This is a genomic window from Chryseobacterium daeguense DSM 19388 (genome assembly GCF_000430825.1).
Lineage (GTDB): Bacteria > Bacteroidota > Bacteroidia > Flavobacteriales > Weeksellaceae > Chryseobacterium > Chryseobacterium daeguense.
In genome coordinates this window covers 17,691-34,592 of record NZ_AUMT01000014.1, presented here as the reverse complement: position 1 = coordinate 34,592, position 16,902 = coordinate 17,691, and the positions used below count along the sequence as shown (strand labels likewise).

13 protein-coding genes are annotated in these 16,902 nt (G+C 35.8%); 9 read left to right on the top strand and 4 right to left on the bottom strand.

Going from position 1 to position 16,902, the window contains the following annotated elements:
* Positions 1-125 precede the first annotated feature (125 nt).
* A complete protein-coding gene (locus H560_RS0116000) occupies positions 126-641 on the top strand; it encodes a DUF1761 domain-containing protein (RefSeq protein ID WP_316929365.1) in 516 nt (171 codons plus the stop codon).
* Between the two features lie 48 nt (positions 642-689).
* Complete coding sequence (locus tag H560_RS0115995) at positions 690-1,817, top strand: hypothetical protein (protein WP_027380959.1); 1,128 nt, start codon at positions 690-692, stop codon at positions 1,815-1,817.
* A 221-nt stretch (positions 1,818-2,038) separates the two neighbouring features.
* On the opposite strand, the gene H560_RS0115985 is transcribed toward H560_RS0115995, so the two are convergent.
* A complete protein-coding gene (locus H560_RS0115985; protein WP_027380958.1) occupies positions 2,039-2,902 on the bottom strand; it encodes a glycoside hydrolase family 25 protein in 864 nt (287 codons plus the stop codon).
* A 65-nt stretch (positions 2,903-2,967) separates the two neighbouring features.
* On the opposite strand from H560_RS0115985, the gene H560_RS0115980 reads away from it, so the two are divergent.
* The 5 genes from H560_RS0115980 to deoC all read left to right on the top strand — a co-directional run bounded on the left by H560_RS0115980 (position 2,968) and on the right by deoC (position 7,479).
* A complete protein-coding gene (locus tag H560_RS0115980; RefSeq protein WP_027380957.1) occupies positions 2,968-4,230 on the top strand; it encodes an NAD(P)/FAD-dependent oxidoreductase in 1,263 nt (420 codons plus the stop codon).
* A complete protein-coding gene (gene trmD, locus H560_RS0115975; protein WP_027380956.1) occupies positions 4,227-4,904 on the top strand; it encodes a tRNA (guanosine(37)-N1)-methyltransferase TrmD in 678 nt (225 codons plus the stop codon). The genes H560_RS0115980 and trmD overlap by 4 nt, the downstream gene beginning before the upstream one ends.
* Before the next feature lie 372 nt (positions 4,905-5,276).
* Positions 5,277-6,212, top strand: coding sequence for an endonuclease/exonuclease/phosphatase family protein (locus tag H560_RS0115970; protein ID WP_027380955.1), 936 nt, complete (start codon positions 5,277-5,279; stop codon positions 6,210-6,212).
* A gap of 43 nt (positions 6,213-6,255) precedes the next feature.
* The gene (locus tag H560_RS0115965; RefSeq protein WP_027380954.1) at positions 6,256-6,726 is read left to right on the top strand and encodes an Lrp/AsnC ligand binding domain-containing protein; all 471 of its coding nucleotides are present in this window, start codon (positions 6,256-6,258) and stop codon (positions 6,724-6,726) included.
* Between the two features lie 6 nt (positions 6,727-6,732).
* Positions 6,733-7,479: a deoxyribose-phosphate aldolase gene (gene deoC / locus H560_RS0115960; RefSeq protein ID WP_394330266.1), complete on the top strand. Its 747-nt coding sequence runs from the start codon at positions 6,733-6,735 to the stop codon at positions 7,477-7,479.
* 64 nt (positions 7,480-7,543) lie between these two features.
* Here deoC and dusB read toward each other — a convergent pair whose 3' ends face one another.
* Together dusB and H560_RS0115950 are read right to left on the bottom strand one after the other, a co-directional pair.
* Positions 7,544-8,542 (bottom strand): tRNA dihydrouridine synthase DusB, encoded by a 999-nt coding sequence (gene dusB / locus H560_RS0115955; protein WP_027380952.1) that lies wholly within the window; start codon positions 8,540-8,542, stop codon positions 7,544-7,546.
* A 171-nt stretch (positions 8,543-8,713) separates the two neighbouring features.
* Entirely contained in the window at positions 8,714-11,926 is a 3,213-nt protein-coding gene (locus H560_RS0115950) for a hypothetical protein (protein WP_034753059.1), read from the bottom strand.
* Positions 11,927-12,112: 186 nt separating this feature from the next.
* Here H560_RS0115950 and H560_RS0115945 point away from each other — a divergent pair, with 186 nt between their 5' ends.
* Positions 12,113-12,886, top strand: coding sequence for a T9SS type A sorting domain-containing protein (locus H560_RS0115945; RefSeq protein WP_027380950.1), 774 nt, complete (start codon positions 12,113-12,115; stop codon positions 12,884-12,886).
* Positions 12,887-13,102: 216 nt separating this feature from the next.
* Positions 13,103-13,969, top strand: a complete 867-nt coding sequence (locus tag H560_RS0115940) for a lamin tail domain-containing protein (RefSeq protein WP_027380949.1) — start codon at positions 13,103-13,105, stop codon at positions 13,967-13,969.
* A 63-nt stretch (positions 13,970-14,032) separates the two neighbouring features.
* On the opposite strand, the gene H560_RS0115935 is transcribed toward H560_RS0115940, so the two are convergent.
* Positions 14,033-16,849 carry a gluzincin family metallopeptidase gene (locus H560_RS0115935; RefSeq protein WP_228372493.1) on the bottom strand — a complete coding sequence of 939 codons (2,817 nt, stop codon included), beginning with the start codon at positions 16,847-16,849 and terminating at the stop codon, positions 14,033-14,035.
* Positions 16,850-16,902: the final 53 nt, after the last annotated feature.

The window sequence follows — 16,902 nt, the reverse complement described above, 5'->3', positions numbered from 1 at the left end:
TATTATCCTATAAATATCATTTTATTTGTGATATTTTAGTTAAATGTCAAATATCTTTGATTTAAATGTATTTTGTATCGTTTTTTAATGTAGCTTTATATTAAGCTTATTTTAAAATTAAAACTATGATGCAAATTAACTTATGGGCTATTTTTGTAGCCGCACTTATTCCTTTAATAACGGGATTTATCTGGTATCACCCGAAGCTTTTCGGCACAGTATGGATGCAGGAAGCCGGCCTTACGAAAGATAAAATGAAAGGCCAGATGATGGGCGTTTTTATTTTTTCTATTATTTTATCCTTATTGATGGCATTTTTCCTTCAGATGGTCACTATTCACCAGTTTGGTGCAATGGGAATGGTAGGAGGGGACGAAATGAACGCTAAAGCATCTTACGCTGCTTTTATGAAAGATTACGGAATGGCTTTCCGGTCTTTTGGACACGGAGCTTTACATTCTTTCATGGCGGGAATTTTCTTTGTGTTTCCTATGATCGCCATCAATTCCATGTTTGAAAGGAAATCTTGGAAATACACCATGATCAATACAGGTTACTGGACGCTTACCATTACTATAATGGGAGGTATTATCTGTGGCTGGTATGCTGTAGACGGATTTCATTGGGTGACACAAAAATAATTGTACTATTTTCTAAAAGATAAGGCTACATTTGCGTGGCCTTTTTTTATGTTTGGTTTAAAAATTTATAAGACAGCTTCTGCGCTTCCCGAAAAGTGGAACGATGTAATTGGAGATCATAATATTATGCTCTCAAAAGAATATTTCCGGGTTCTTGAAACGGCAAAACCACAAAATATGGAATGTTTTTTCATGGGATTTTTTCATGAGGAAACTTTAGTCGGCGGGGCTTTATTTCAATATCTCAGCTTTCAGCGGCACGCTACTTTTCAAAAAAATGAGGTCTGGTGCAGTATAAAAAATCTTGCAGCGAAGCAATTCAGCAGAGATGTTATGATCCTGGGAAATAATATGCTCACCGGGCAGAACGGATTTTATATTGATGCTTCGAAAATTAATCTTGATCAAATTGTTCCCCTTTTAGATGAAGCCGTCTTAAAAATGCAGAAAGAGATTCGGAAAACGTCCATGATTATTTATAAGGATTATCAGCAGAACCTGGTTAATTTTTTTCAGAATAAAACACATCAGTCTTACTTTAGGTTTTCCGTACAGCCAACAATGATTCTCAAGCTGAGAAATCATTGGTCTTGCTTTAATGATTATTTAAATGATTTTTCAACAAAATACAGAACACGCGCCAAAGCAGCACGCAAGAAGCTTATCGGAGTGGAAACCATCGAGCTGGGTCTTAGTGCCATAAAAATACATCAGAAAGAAATGAATTTTCTTTATCAGAATGTAGCCGAAAACGCGCCGTTCAATACTTTTTTTCTTCCTGAAAATCATTTTGAAAGTATGAAGGAAAATTTAGATGAAAATTTTAAAGTTTTCGGTTATTTTTTAAATGGAAAACTAATTGGTTTTTACACCTTAATTTTAAATAATAAAGACATTGACACCTACTTTTTAGGATATCACAAAGAACTTCAGAAGGAAAAACAGCTTTACCTGAATATGCTTTTGGATATGGTAGAATTTTCCATTGATAATAAATTTAACAGGATAATTTTCGGAAGAACGGCTTTAGAAATAAAATCTACCATTGGTGCAGAGCCTGTTGAGATATTTGGTTTGATAAAGCATAATAATTTAATGGTAAATCCTTTTATGAAAAATATTTTCCCGTCACTTTCCCCAAAAACGGAATGGATCCAAAGAAAGCCTTTTAAATGACCCTTAAAGCGCAGATTCACAAAATTGTACAAATATTCCAAAATTAAGCACAAGATTTATCCTAAAATAGACCCAATCATCTGCGTAATCAGCAAAATCAGCGAGAGACTGCACAATATCCTGCATCAATAGGAGCGGGCTTTAGCCCGTTTAAAAGAATATAAAAACAAATTGGCTTTAGCCAAAACTTAATTAAAAATTTATAATACGAAGAAAATAAATCAATCCAAAGTCAATCTTTTCAAAGACCATAAACTTCCATTATAAATATCCAGATCAACCTTTGTATTAATCCCATGCACGATTCCGTTTTCTGTAAACTGCCAGAAATCCCAGTTGTCATCGGGTGATGGGGTAGGAACATCGTTGTAATTGGCCAGCCAGAGCGGATAATCGTCAAACTCGCCTTTCAGGAAATCTTTATAATAATGATAATAGGTGTAAATGATTGGTTTTTCACCGTAAGTTTCTTCCACGATTTTGCACCAGACCTTTAAGTCTTCAATTAGTTTTTTGTTGGTTTTTCGTTTTGGTATCTTTTCAATATCAAGAATTGGCGGAAGGTCACCGCTCTCCAGCTTTACATTTTCCAGGAAATTATTGGCCTGTACCACAGGATCTTCATCCGCCCTGTAAAAGTGATACGCTCCACGGATCAGATTGTGTTTTTTTGCCTGTTCCCAAAACTCATCAAAATGCTTATCGGCACTTCTGTTGCCCATCGTTGCACGCATCACCACAAATTCCAGCGGAATGGTTTTATTACCGATGCTCAGGCTGTCCCAGCTTATATCTTCCCGGTTTTGGTAATGAGAAATGTCGAAACCATAGGTTTTATCAAGATTATCAGAAAGGATTTTCTGAATTCTTAATGCTTCAATTTCGGTATTGTGAAGCTTTTTATGTTTGAATTTATTAAAGTACATAGCATAATAGTAGCTTACCGATTGTTTCAGGTAAAAACCTGTCCCTATCAATGCAATAATTAAAATAGCCAACAGGATTTTCCGACGGAAAAAATAATGCTTCCGACGGTTTTGGTGTATCTTTTTGGCGGTCTTTTTGCTGTACTTTTTTTGTGTCATAAAGTTTTGCAAAACTAACTTTTTTCACTGCTAAATGCTAAATAAAATCAGTAAATTTGTGTACTATGGAAACACGCGAAAAGATCATCATCATAGGAGGAGGTTTTGCGGGGCTGCAGCTTGCGAAAACATTGAATAATAAGAACAAAAAAGTAATTGTTCTGGATAGGGTAAACCATCACATGTTTCAGCCTCTTTTCTATCAGGTGGCGTGTGGAAGGATAGAACCATCCAATATTTCTTTTCCTTTCAGAAAAATTTTTCAGCGTTCCAGAAACACACAGTTTCGTCTTACCGAGGTTAAACAGATTGATACTATTAATAATAAGGTAATTACTGAAGAAGCAGACTTCAGCTATGATAAGCTGGTGATCGCTACCGGATGCAAAACCAATTTTTTCGGAAACAAAGATCTTGAAGGCAAAGCTTTCGGAATGAAAAATACCCAGGAAGCCATAAGCATCAGGAACCATGTTTTAATGACTTTCGAAAAATTAATCATCGAGAAAAGGCGTAGTGATGACGGAAACTGGAATATCGTAATCGTAGGAAGCGGACCGACTGGTGTAGAACTGGCCGGTGCTTTTGCAGAGATGAAAAAAGAAATTCTTCCCAGAGATTATCCTTATATGAATTTTGATCATCTTCAGATTATTCTGGTAAGCTCTACAGAGAAGCCGTTGGCGGTAATGAGTCCTGAAGCTCAGGAAAAATCTGAAAAATATCTGAAAGATTTAGGAGTTACTTTTCTAAGCCAGGAATATGTTACGGATTATGATGGTGATAAAGTTTTCATGAAAAGCGGAAAAACAATTCCTTCTAATAATGTAATCTGGGCAGCCGGAGTTACAGGTAACGTAGTGGAAGGATTTCCGGCGGAAAATCTGGTAAAAAACAGGTATATCGTTGACCGATATAATAAAGTAAAAGGCTACAGCAATATTTTTGCAATTGGTGATATCTCTTATATGGAAACCCCTAAATACCCGCAGGGACACCCGCAGGTTGCCAATGTAGCAATTAATCAGGCAAAGAATTTAGGCAAAAATCTTTTGAAAAAAAGCACAAGCGAATGGGAGGAATATGAATACGATGATAAAGGATCACTGGCAACCATCGGGAAGCACAGGGCAGTAGTGGATTTACCGTTTATAAAATTTCAGGGATTATTTGCCTGGTATTTTTGGATGTTTTTGCACTTAATGCTCATTCTGAGTGTAAGAAATAAGCTTGCCGTGTTCTTCAACTGGATGTGGAGCTATTTTAACAAAGATTCTTCCTTAAGATTAATAATTTTGCCGAATAAGAAAAACGAAACATTACAATGAGAATTGATATTATAAGCGTACTTCCGGAGCTGATGGAAAGCCCGTTCAGAACTTCTATTTTGAAAAGGGCAGTGGATAAAGGACTGGCAGAAGTGCATTTTCATCATCTGAGAGACTGGGCTGTCAATAAACACAGGCAGATTGATGATGAACCTTACGGCGGCGGTGCTGGAATGGTAATGATGGTGGAGCCTCTGGATAAATGCATCTCGGAACTGAAATCTCAGAGGGAGTATGATGAGGTTATTTACCTTACACCGGACGGAATTACATTAAATCAGAAAATTGCAAATACATTATCCATTAAAAATAATCTGATTTTCTTATGTGGTCATTATAAAGGAATAGACCAGCGTGTTAGGGATCTTCATATCACTAAAGAAATTTCTATTGGTGATTATGTACTTACCGGTGGTGAGCTTGCGGCCTGTGTGCTTGCAGATTCTGTTATCCGCCTGCTTCCGGGTGTTCTGAATGATGAGCAAAGTGCATTGACTGATAGTTTTCAGGATGATCTTCTTTCGCCACCCATCTATACAAGACCGGAAGTTTACAAGGGACTGGAAGTTCCAAAAATACTTTTAAGCGGCAACTTTGGTAAGATTGAAGAATGGCGCCATGATGAAGCGGTGAGAATTACCAAAGAGAAACGTCCTGATTTATTAGGAAATTAGTTGCTTTTTTTATCAGTTAAGCGTTTTTTTTTTTCACTTTTTATTTATTTAAATTAAAAATGGAATGAAAATTGCTATTATTTAATTTATGGTTAAAATTAAATTAACTTTAGAATAATAAAATTAATTTTTATACTGTTGAAGATTGTTTTTACGGATTTTTTTTAATTAATATTAACGACTGATACGTAAAAGTTATTAATTTTTTTAACCAAATAAAGTATTTTTATTGTTGTTTTTAGTTTAAACTAAATTTTATATCTCAAAATTAATGTGAAAATTTTACAAAAAAATTGAGGATATATAAAAAAAAATAATAAATTTACACCAGAATTAAGATGTAAATTTTGATTAAACAAGAAAAGCGTGTTGATGGAGCTGTTCAGTTTTTACAACGTTGAAAATTTATTTTTACCGGATCCAATGCCAAAACATAAGTCAGACCCTACAATATCAGGGCTGAGAAATTGGGATCAGAGAAAATATCAGAACAAGCTCTTTAAAATATCACATGCCTTTCAGCTGATGAAGGAGGAAAATGGCGTATTGCCGTTTATGATAGGTCTGTCAGAAGTTTCCGGAAGGAAAGTCTTGGAAGATCTTGTGCAGAAAGAACCTTTTAATTCAGGATATGGAATCATCCACTACAATTCCATGGACGAAAGAAAGGTAGATGTAGCATTATTATTTGATAAAAGTAAAGTAGAGGTAATAGATTCACAAACTATTACATTCTTCTTTGAGATTATAAACAAAAACACAGAAAACTACGACACAACTAGGGATGTACTTTATTCAAAAGTGAAATATAAAGGAGAGAGTATTAATGTTTTTATCGCCCATCTTCCCTCCAAGCGAGAAAAAGACATTAATAAGCCAAAAAGAGCCTTTATACTGAACGAGATCCGGGGGCGGATTCTGAATATTGTCAATGAAGAGAAAGAACATGTAATCTTGTGTGGTGATTTTAACGAAAACCCAGATGATGAAAATTTAGTAAAAATTCTCTATGACAACGTGCACACGAAGGTTTTAGAAAACCCCTTCCAGCAGTTGTTTTCCACAAGAAATTATTCTACTTTTCATTATAAATCTGGACTGCTGTATGACCAGATCATATTATCGAAGTCTTTCTTCAATGGTAATTCTGCTCTGTCATTTCAGGAAGCGAAAATATTCAATTCTGAAAAGCTCAGCAGCCGGGACAGGAAATTTGAAGGCAGACCCTTCCGAACGTATGCAGGCACCAGGTATTTGGGAGGTTACAGCGATCATTATCCGGTTTTTGTAAAGCTCAAAGATTTATAAAAAAAACATTAGTAAAAACATAAATAATAAAAAAAAGTAGAAAATGAAAAATTCAAGCAACACAAACTACCATTTAGATTCAATCGACAAAGAAATCATCTATATGTTGATGGATAACGCTAAAACATCATTAGCTCACATTTCGAAAAATGTTGGAATTTCAACAACTGCCGTTCACCAGAGAATTAAAAAGCTGGAGCATGCCGGAGTTATTGAAAACTCAATTTCATTCTTAAATCCTAAGAAAATCGGATACAAGGTGATTTCATACATTGGCGTATTTTTGGATCAGCCAAGTCATTATCCTGATGTGGTAAAATCTTTAAAAGATATCAATGAAGTAGTGGAAGCTCATTACACCACCGGAAATTATACAATTTTCTTAAAAGTTCTTTGTAAAGATAATGACCATCTAATGCAGATTCTTAGCAAACTTCAGAAACTAAAAGGCGTTACAAGAACAGAAACTTTCATATCTTTGGAGCAAGGTATTTACAGACAATTGAAAGTATAACAGATCATGAACATTGCTCAATATTTGGATTCCACTTATTTGAAAACGCCCGCACAATCGGGGCTGTCAGATGAAGAAACTTTAAAAAAAGACAAAGATCTTACCCAGGAAGCGATAGATAACGGAATTTTTGCCGTAATGATCCGCCCGGATTATGTATCTGAAATCAAACAATTTGTTAAAGAAAAGAATTCAAATGTTGTGGTAGGAACTGTAATTGGTTTTCATGAAGGACCGTATTCCATTGATGAAAAAATTGCAGAAGCCTCAAAAGCAATTGACGACGGGGCGGATGAATTAGATTTTGTCATTAATTATAATGCTTACCTGAAAGGAGATCTGGATTTAGTAAAAGAAGAATTTGTAAAATGCACAAAGTTGTGCATGCAGCATAATAAAACTGCGAAATGGATTATCGAAATTGCGGCTTTACATGATGAACAGATTGCTGATCTTACTAAAAATATTTCCAATTGGGCAGAAGAAAATTTTTCTGAAAACGATCTATCGAAAATTTTTGTAAAATCTTCAACAGGCTTTTATGAAACTACCGGAGGAAAGCCTAACGGAGCAACATTTGAAGGCATAAAAATAATGCTGGACAATGCCGGAAAACTTCCTGTGAAAGCAGCAGGGGGCGTAAGAACTCCAGAAGATGCCGAAAAAATGATCAGTATGGGCGTAAAAAGAATAGGAACTTCTTCAGCATTGGCTTTAATTAAAAATCAGTCTGCTTCATCAGAAGGATATTAAAAAATAATCATTTATTAATGATAATGCAAAAGAGAACCCATCAATAATTTGATGGGTTTTTTATTTATACCTGCTGAGCTAAATATTCTGTATAAAACTCTTGGGTTTCTTTAATCAAAGCATCCATTTCTTCTAAAGTGAAAACTTCTAGAAACTTCTTTCTGAAATCTTTAAAATGAGGAACTCCTCTGAAATAATTGCTGTAATGCTGTCTCATCTCAATCAGCCCCAGCTTTTCACCTTTCCATTCTGCGCTCCACTCTGCATGCTGGCGAACGGCAAGTAACCTGTCATCAATAGTTGGGGCAGGAAGATGCTCTCCGGTCTTAAAGAAATGTTTGATTTCATTAAAAATCCATGGGTAGCCAATGGCTGCACGACCAATCATGATTCCGTCACAGGCGTATTTTTGTTTGTATTCCAAAGCTTTTTCAGGAGAATCAATATCACCATTCCCAAAAATAGGTATTTCGATATTCGGATTTTGTTTAATTCTTGAAATATGTTCCCAGTCTGCTTCACCTTTATACATTTGTGCACGTGTTCTGGCGTGGATTGTCAACGCTTTGATGCCTGTTTCCTGAAGACGTTCAGCCACTTCATCTATATTAATGGAAGTGCTGTCCCAGCCTAAACGGGTTTTCACAGTTACCGGCAGGCTTGTAGACCTTACTACGGCTTTTGTAAGGCGAACCATCAGGTCAATATCTTTTAAGACACCGGCACCGGCACCTTTACAAACTACTTTTTTTACTGGACATCCAAAATTAATATCAACAAGGTCAGGGTTTACCGTTTCCACAATTCTTGCAGACATAGCCATAGCTTCTTCGTCTCCACCAAAAATCTGGATTCCTACTGGTCTTTCATAATCAAAAATATCCAGCTTTTTTCTGCTCTTGATCGCATCACGAATAAGCCCTTCTGAAGAAATAAATTCCGAGTACATCAAATCTGCGCCATGCATTTTGCAAAGCCTTCTGAAAGGCGGATCGCTTACATCCTCCATCGGTGCAAGTAAAAGCGGAAATTCCGGCAGTTCTATGTTGCCTATTTTTATCATGGTGCAAATTTACAAAATTTAAAACTTTTAAAAATATGATAATATCTATTAATGTAATGGGGAATAAATTGAGGGTTGAAAGTTATAGAGTTTAGAGTAAATGGGTTGGGATCAAAGGGTTTCAAGGAATTCTAAAATCTTAAAACCCCCTCTCTTTCAAACGCTGAAGCCCTAAAAGCTCGCTTTCACCTGCATACTTCCGATATGGATGGTTCGGTCTCCGGAATTTCTTCCTTCGTAATTTAAGTTGAGCTGAAGGAATGAATTAATAGCCTGCTGAATAAATACGCTCCAAACCTGATTTTTTCCGGGTTTTAGGCCGTCAAGCATCTGGTTCCCGACAATACTGAAATTGTTTCCTGTAAAATCATTATTTATAAATGAGAAGTTTCCTCTGATAGAGGTTTTTTTACGTTCCCACTGAATGGTTCCCGTAATGTCAAACGCCTTTAAAAGTTCCTCACCATCTACTCTCTGCTTCTCACGGTAAGCCGAAGAAAGCTCAGCTTGGATTGCATCTGTAAATTTATAGGTAGCTTTTGGTTTGGTTTCAAAATTATTTAATCTGAAATCTCTGGTGGCAAATAATTGCGATGAATTCTGAATATCATGAACGGAGTTTTCCCAATCCACCCGGAATTCTTTATTAAACCAATATCCGATATTTAAAAAATGGGAAGTCTGCTGACGCTCTTCATTACTGAAATTAGCATTGATTAAATTATCATTTGAAATAAAACGATAATTACCGTTCCAGCCGGATTTTTCTGTCGGACTGAACTGTACGGATGCTAAAATATTCTGGTTTTTGAGAATCTGGTCTTCATTTTTTTCAAATGGATTTAATACCAAAACTTTGTCTTTTTTATAAAAGGAATTCTGAGAATTTAATGAAATATTGAAATTCCAGCGCTTTAAAAATTTATTTTCAGAATTAAATACAATCGAAGGATTCACAAATAAAGCAAGCTGAATTTTGTTCTTATTGGATGGAATATATCGTACAGAATTCGTATAAATCCTGATATACTGCGCCAGATCCGAGTATTCTGCAATTTCAAATTCATCAAGCTGCTGAATGCCGTCTCCGTTGTAATCTGTCCATTTGTAAATACCCTGTCCGTCTGTCACTTTGATATATTGGAATTCCCTTTGTGCTTCCTGCCCGTTTCCGAGCTCGTAAAATGCCTGAAGGCGCATCCCGTTCCTGAAAAGCTGTTGGTTATACAAAATATTTCCGACTACAAAATCATTGTTTCTGGAAACATCAATATCCTGATTCTGGTAAAAGAATTTCCTGTAGTGAAGCAAGGCGTTTAAAGTGGTTTTTTCAGTTTTAATAATCTGGCTTTCCGCCATGAATCCGAGAATGTTGTTCATGCTTTGCAGCCTGTTGTCACGTACGGAATCGTTATCACGCATGTATACTTTTGCAAGTAGTTTTGTTCTTGTACTGTCGCCGATTTTCTTCTGAACGAAAACTTCTTTCCAGCTGAAGCTGGTGACATCCATTAATTGGGTGTCATTGTATTTTTTCTCATTGTGCTCCATACTGGCACCAACGGCCCAGCTTCCTTTTTTACCGGTATATTCCGTAGAAACGCCTCCACGGATGAATTTCGTATCCTGAAGAATAGCATTTGTATTTAAATAAGATAAAGCTCCTTTAGTGAAAAATTTTCCTTTGATCCAGCCAAAATCCAGATCATTTTTAATTCCTTTGTAGGTATACTGCTCATCAAGATAGTTGACCCTGTAATTTAAGGTTGATTTATTATTCCATTTATTTAAAAAACTGAAAATAAACCTGTTTTGTGTTCTTCCACTGAATTCCTGAGCAAGGTTGAAATCTCTTGAGAATTCCACATCATTGATTCGGTCCAGAATATGGAACTGCCTGTCGATGTATTGATATTCAAAATTCGGGGTACCTTTCCAGTTGTTTTTTGTAAATGTTTTGTTACCAAAAATCCTCCATGCGTATCCAATATTTTGATTGGAATCTCTTGAAGAGAACAAATTCACATCATAATTGCTTAAAGAAACATCTGCCCCGATTTTTCCATCTTTCAAAAGATATTCAGAATTTAAGGAATATACTTGGGATTTCTCCGGTGAAGGAAGTTTTCTTACCGCTCTGTAATCTCCCTGGTTTGGCCCTACATATTCGAAAACACGACCGTTATTAGTGGTTTGTGTAATCTTATAATCTCCAAGATTAGCCCCGAAATAAGTGTAGGAAACCGTATAAAGTGTCTGTGTCTGATCCGTTGAAAATTCATAATAATTTCCATTCGGGCCCTGAACGAGACGGTAAAGGATTTTATTGACATCATAATCCGTTATCACTCCGGACGGGGCGTACATTAAATTCGGATTGTTGCCGGCTTCAGCCAGAATCTGTTGATCTTCTGAGGAAAGATTTAAGGAAAGTGGTGCATTTTTATTATCATTTTCCATGAACCAGTTTAATCCGAGCCTCAGCTTTTCCCTTTTGTGCTCCACTTTACCGGTGAATAAATATCTTGAATAATTTCTATTGGTATAATTATATGATATCGTGATGAAATTTTGCTGAAAAATCGGTCGGAAACTGGTGAATGTAACTTCCCCGGTATTATAATTAATAATATAATCCTGGTTTTCTCCACGTTTCATTAAAATACCATCAATAAAAACCTGTTCAGAGCCGGAAATCAATGTAATGAACTGCTCGCCGTTTTTACCTGTCAGTCGGTAGGGTCCCTGGTTGCCTTCCACCCCCTGAAAACGGATTCTGTGGAACTCACTTCGAGCAACGCCCATTGAGACATCTACAAAAGTTTTATTTTCTTTTCCAAATTCTGTCTGAAACTGAAGCCCCATACTTCGGCGCTGGTATTTTGCGAAATAATTTTTAGCTTCTACCAGATCCAGATGCCCGGCTCTTAAAATGGATTTATCCTTAATATTAAGCTGCATGTAGATTTTGTCAAACTCTTCAAGGGTTTGTGTATATCCGTCTGCCTGAATGGGTAAATTATGATCTGAAATACTGGCTAAAATGGTAACATCTTTTGAAAGCCTTCCGGAAATCTGCAAATCCATTGAACTCTGTACAGACTGCCCCTGATTATTACCAAAAGTAATCCCACGAATAATGGAACCTTTTGAATTTAATTCTCCTAAAAATCTTTTTTTATCATTTCTGGCAAGAACGGCTTCATCTACAATAATTCTGTTGCTGGTTTTTACAAAATCAAGGGTGTCTTTTGCGAAAATATCCTGCTCAAATTTAGCGGCAAGAATACTGTCTTGTTTGATGCTGTCCTGACGAATGCTATCCTGCGGAAGGTTGGGATTTTTCCATGTGAAAATCTGAGCATTACCCGAAAATAAGCCCATGAAAACCAACACGAATACAAGAAAATAATTTCGCAAGTCTCTTAAAATAATTGGTAAAAATAATTAAAAAATGTTAATAAGAAGGGTTTTAGCATTATTAACAAAAAATTAATTCAATTATTGTCTAATTTTGAAAATTTGCTTTAATTTTGTGTCGTAAATTATTAATAATTAAATTTTTAAGTCATGAAAAAAATTTATTCTCTATTTGCTACTGTAGTGGTGGCTTCAAGTTTTTTTGCACAAACAGTTTTTAGTGCAACATTTGATGATGTAACAGGTACAGGTGGTAACGATGGTAGCTGGAGTGGAAGTGTTGCCGGTTCTGGATTTACAGACGGAAGTACATCTTATACAACAGGTGGTGCATGGACTTTTGCTAAAGTTTATAAAGGAAACCAATGCCTTAAAGTAGGAACTAGTTCATTAAAAGGTACTGTAACCACACCTACTATTAATTTAACAGGTAACGGAACTTTAACGTTCAGAGCTGGTGCCTGGAATGGAGCAAATGAACTTACTACATTGAATGTTTCTGCAACAGGAGCTACATTGAGTGTACCTAGTGTAACTTTAACTAAAGGAGCTTTTGGATCTTATACAGTAAACATTACGGGTGCTACGGGTGCTGTAACTCTTACTTTTGAAGGAAGTACCGCGGCTAACAACAGATTCTTTATTGATGATATTGTTGTGTCTGCAAGTACTACCTTAGCTGTTTCAGATTTATCAAAATCAAAAAACAATTTCGTAAAGAATACTTTCGTAAAAAATGAAGAAATTACTTTCGGAGCTGAAGCTAAAGATGTGAAAATCTACAATATGTTCGGACAGGTGGTAAAAACTGCTTCTGTAAAAGAAAACGGATCGGTGAACGTTGCTGAGCTGGCAAAAGGAAATTATATTGTAACTGGTACTGTTAATAATCAGCCGGTTTCTCAAAAAATTCTTAAAGACTAATCTTAAAAGATTTCAATCTATAGACAGCTGCTTCATTTGGAGCAGCTGTTTTTTATTTAAATTAATATAGTTTATTTAGATCGTTTAAAGTATTTCGGTTAAAATCTTTTTTTGTAAATATAATTAAGTAAAATTCAATGATTTATTAATAATAATTTTTTCATGTGGTATCTTTTTTGCATTTTAAAAAGTATCACACGCAAAATATTAATTATCATGAAAAAGATTTTTACTCTTGTCGGATTCGTTTCGATGACTGCATTTCTCAATGCACAGATTGTTATCAATGAAATTTACGGTGGAGGCGGAAATTCCGGATCTACATTGAAAAATGATTATATCGTTTTGAAAAACATTGGATCAGCCCCGGCATCCCTTTCAGGTGCAACTATACAGTACGCTCCGGCCGCAGCAACATTTACCCAATATCACACACTTCCGAATATCACTCTGAATCCAGGTCAATCTTATCTTATTCAGGAAGCAACTGGCGGCGGTGGAACTGTTAACCTTCCCACACCGGATTTTATTGCGAGTACGGTCATTAATTTTGACGGAAGCCCAAATCCATCTGTAGGAATAGGGATTGCAGTGACTTCAGGGAAAATTGTACTGGCAAATAATGCAGTTCAGGTTACCGGGCCTACCAGCACGAATGTCTTGGATTTTGTAGGATACGGCTCAAGCGCGACTCAATATGAAGGCGGCGGACCGGCTCCATCACCTACTACAACTACTGCAATCAAAAGAGTTTCCGGTGATACCAATGATAATACAGTGGATTTTACAGTAGGCGTTGCTAATCCAATTAATTCCACAGGCGGAACTTTAGCTATTTCTGATGTTGATTTTAATTATTCAAAATTCAGATTTATAGAAAATGCCTTTGTGAAAGATAACGAGATTGTCTTCGGTGGCGAAGTAAGAGAAGTGAAAGTCTTTGATACGCTTGGACAGGTTGTAAAAGAGGCTCCTACAAAATCCGCTTACAGGCTTGATGTCGCAGATTTACCAAAAGGAAATTATATCGTGACAGGAACCATAAATAATGAACCTGTTTCACAGAAAATTTTAAAAGATTAAAGAAATCTAGCCAAAATTACATATAAGTTTAAAAGGCAGTTGTAAGTAAAGTGCAGCTGTTTTTTAATACCAGCCTCTTCTTGCAGCATTAATAATCGTACTTAAATTAAGAACCAGGGTGTATCTGATTCGTTTTGCATAATCTTTAAAGCCGGGCTCGAAGCCAAGGGAAGACTGAATGGGAAAATAAATCTCCAGGAAATCCGGGATTACACGCACTTTTACGCCACTGTCCCAAATGAATTTAGCCGGCTGATTCTTATTCTGGTAAACTCCCGCATCCGCATAAACATGGAAAATTTTCCACACGCTTGTATCCACATTTACAGAAGTAATCCATTTATTGACCGTTCCCGGAAGAAAGGATTTGAAACCTCCGTCTGCCTGAATGTACTGCTGGGACAAAATCCCGCTTGTAGCACTCTGCCCCAAAAGATTATAAGAAAAAGAATAATCTGAAACCCTTGAGATTCCATAATTGAAAATATTATTCCGGGTTTTGTTTCTTATAAAATATCCTGCAAATAAACGGACACTAAGCTTTTGTCTTGGTGCAAATTCCCAGCGGTAGAAACCTTCGGCTGTTACTTTATTGAAATCTTCCATCCATTGCGTACTTACGCCGAGACTTTTTTCGTGAATCATCTGATTATCCACGTATCCGTAACCGATGCTCCAGAGATTATATTTGTCATAATCATTCTTAGCGATCATTTCCGGGCTTAAATCTCTTTCAAAATAGTTATACGAAACCCCGATGCTTCTGCCAACGGTGCTTCTTGGATTTTTCCTGAAATTTAAATTGGAATAAACGGAAGCTTTTCTGTACGCAAGATCATAATCATAATGAAAATACGAGCCAGATACTCCAAAAGTAAGGCTTCGGATGATGCTTTCAGGCGGCAAAATGGAGTAGGTGACTGCTCCTGAACCTGTCAGTTTTCCAGTTCCTGTACTGTAAGTAGGTGTAAGTGAATATAAAAATTTCTGGTCAAAGAATGACTGGTTTTTTAAATTGACTCCAATCAAAAATTTATCGTACGTATTATTAAAGCGCACTCTCGGGCTTACGTAGATTTCGTTAAATTCCGGATTCGGAATGTCTTTGATCAGTTTTAATTTAATTTTTTTTGTGTTTGAGAAAAAGCCTTTAGCATACAGGAAATTATCTCTGTAGTTGGATTCCGGGAAGATATAATCATCATTTAATGTAATTTTATTAATATCTAACGCCGGAATTGAAAATGTTTTTGTCTTTTCATTTTCATTGGTGTCCACCCAATATTCTCTTTTCTCACCATCTTTTGTTTCAGCCTGAAGCTTTACGGGAATATTGGCTAAAGTATTTTTATTGATTTTGATATTTAAAGAATCGCCTTCTTTTTTAAACCTCTTCAGCTTAAAATTGACTCTGTTTTTATGCTTTAAAAAATCGGCCAGATAATCTGTTCTTTTATCTTTTTCTGCAAGTTCTTTAATGAAATCCCTTGGATCTGCCTGCTTGTCATTATTTTTTGCAATAAAATCCTGCACAAGGCTATTGAAATTTTCATAACCCATTTTATCGGCAGAATAATTAAATAATGTTCCGGTTTCGAAGCTGCTGATGGCCATATCATTGAAATTACTCAATACAGCGTATTTTTCATCAATTTTCTGATCCAGGTTTTGAGACATGATGTATTGGTACGCAAGCCCGTATCGCTCAATCAGCTTTACCTTGGAAGCGTGGAAAAGCTTCAGCGGCTTAACCCCGAAAATTTTTGTTTCGGGTAGGGTTCCCAATAGTTTTGTTTCCGGATAAAACTTCTTTAAATATTGAATTTCAAGATAAGATTTTAAACCGTTTTTAAACCAGTGATAATCCTGTTTATCAGTAATAATACTTTGATCGAGCACTTTTTTAGCAATAATCCCGAAATAATCAAGGTCGGTTTTTTCTGCTTCGGTAAATAATTTGAATCTGAATTTCCAGAATGAGATATCATTATTCCCGAAAAAATCTTCTTTTTGCCTGAATTTATCAGATATAAAGATTGTTTCCGGAATAACACCCGTTCTTTCTTTAATAAATTTTAAATGTAATGGAAGATAAAACTCTAAATTCTGTCTTTCTTCCGGAGATAAATTATACCCGAACTTAATTTCAGTATTAACCTCGGAAGTATTGATCCTGATGGATGGATATTCATTTTGAGAAATCAAAAATTCAGGATCCGAATCAAGATAACCTTTAAAAGAATTCATCTGAATCTCAGGTAAATTACTTTCAATAAAATAATTGACAGGGAGATCAAAATTGACGGTCCAGAATGTATTGAAGCTTACAGATTCTTCGATATCGTGGTAATTTCTTTTAGAAATATTGTCCGGATCAAAACGATCCGGAACAATAAAGAAATATTTTAAAGCTATATTTTTATCAGAAGTTCCGTATCCTGTAAATTTTTTATCAGGAAGCTGAATCTGATACTGCAGCTGAAGCTTAATCTTTTCTCCCGGCTTTAAGGTCTGTTGTAAAGGGAGGAAAAAGTTTTCATCAGAAATATTACTGACAGGGATTTCCTGATCCGAACTTTTAACCTGTAAGTTTAATAACTTTCCAAGCTCTTCTTTTTTTGCAAAATGCAGATCGGTATTCCTGTCTTCCAGTTTTCTGTAAACAAGTGAAGTATTTCTTCTGTTGTAGGCTGCGACCCAGTTTAGAAGCTTAATAGTGCTGAGATCTTTTTCAGAATTGTTGTAATACGTCATTTCCTGACTTACGTTCAGCGTTTTTCTGTCCGGAGCTAATCCGGCCTCAATATAAATGCTGTCTTTCTGCGCAGAAACTTCTACAACACCCAAAAACAAAATAAAATAGATACTAAGCTTTTTCAATTATCTGTGATAAAGTGCCAAATATAACTTATTTTGTTTATACTTCATGTGAT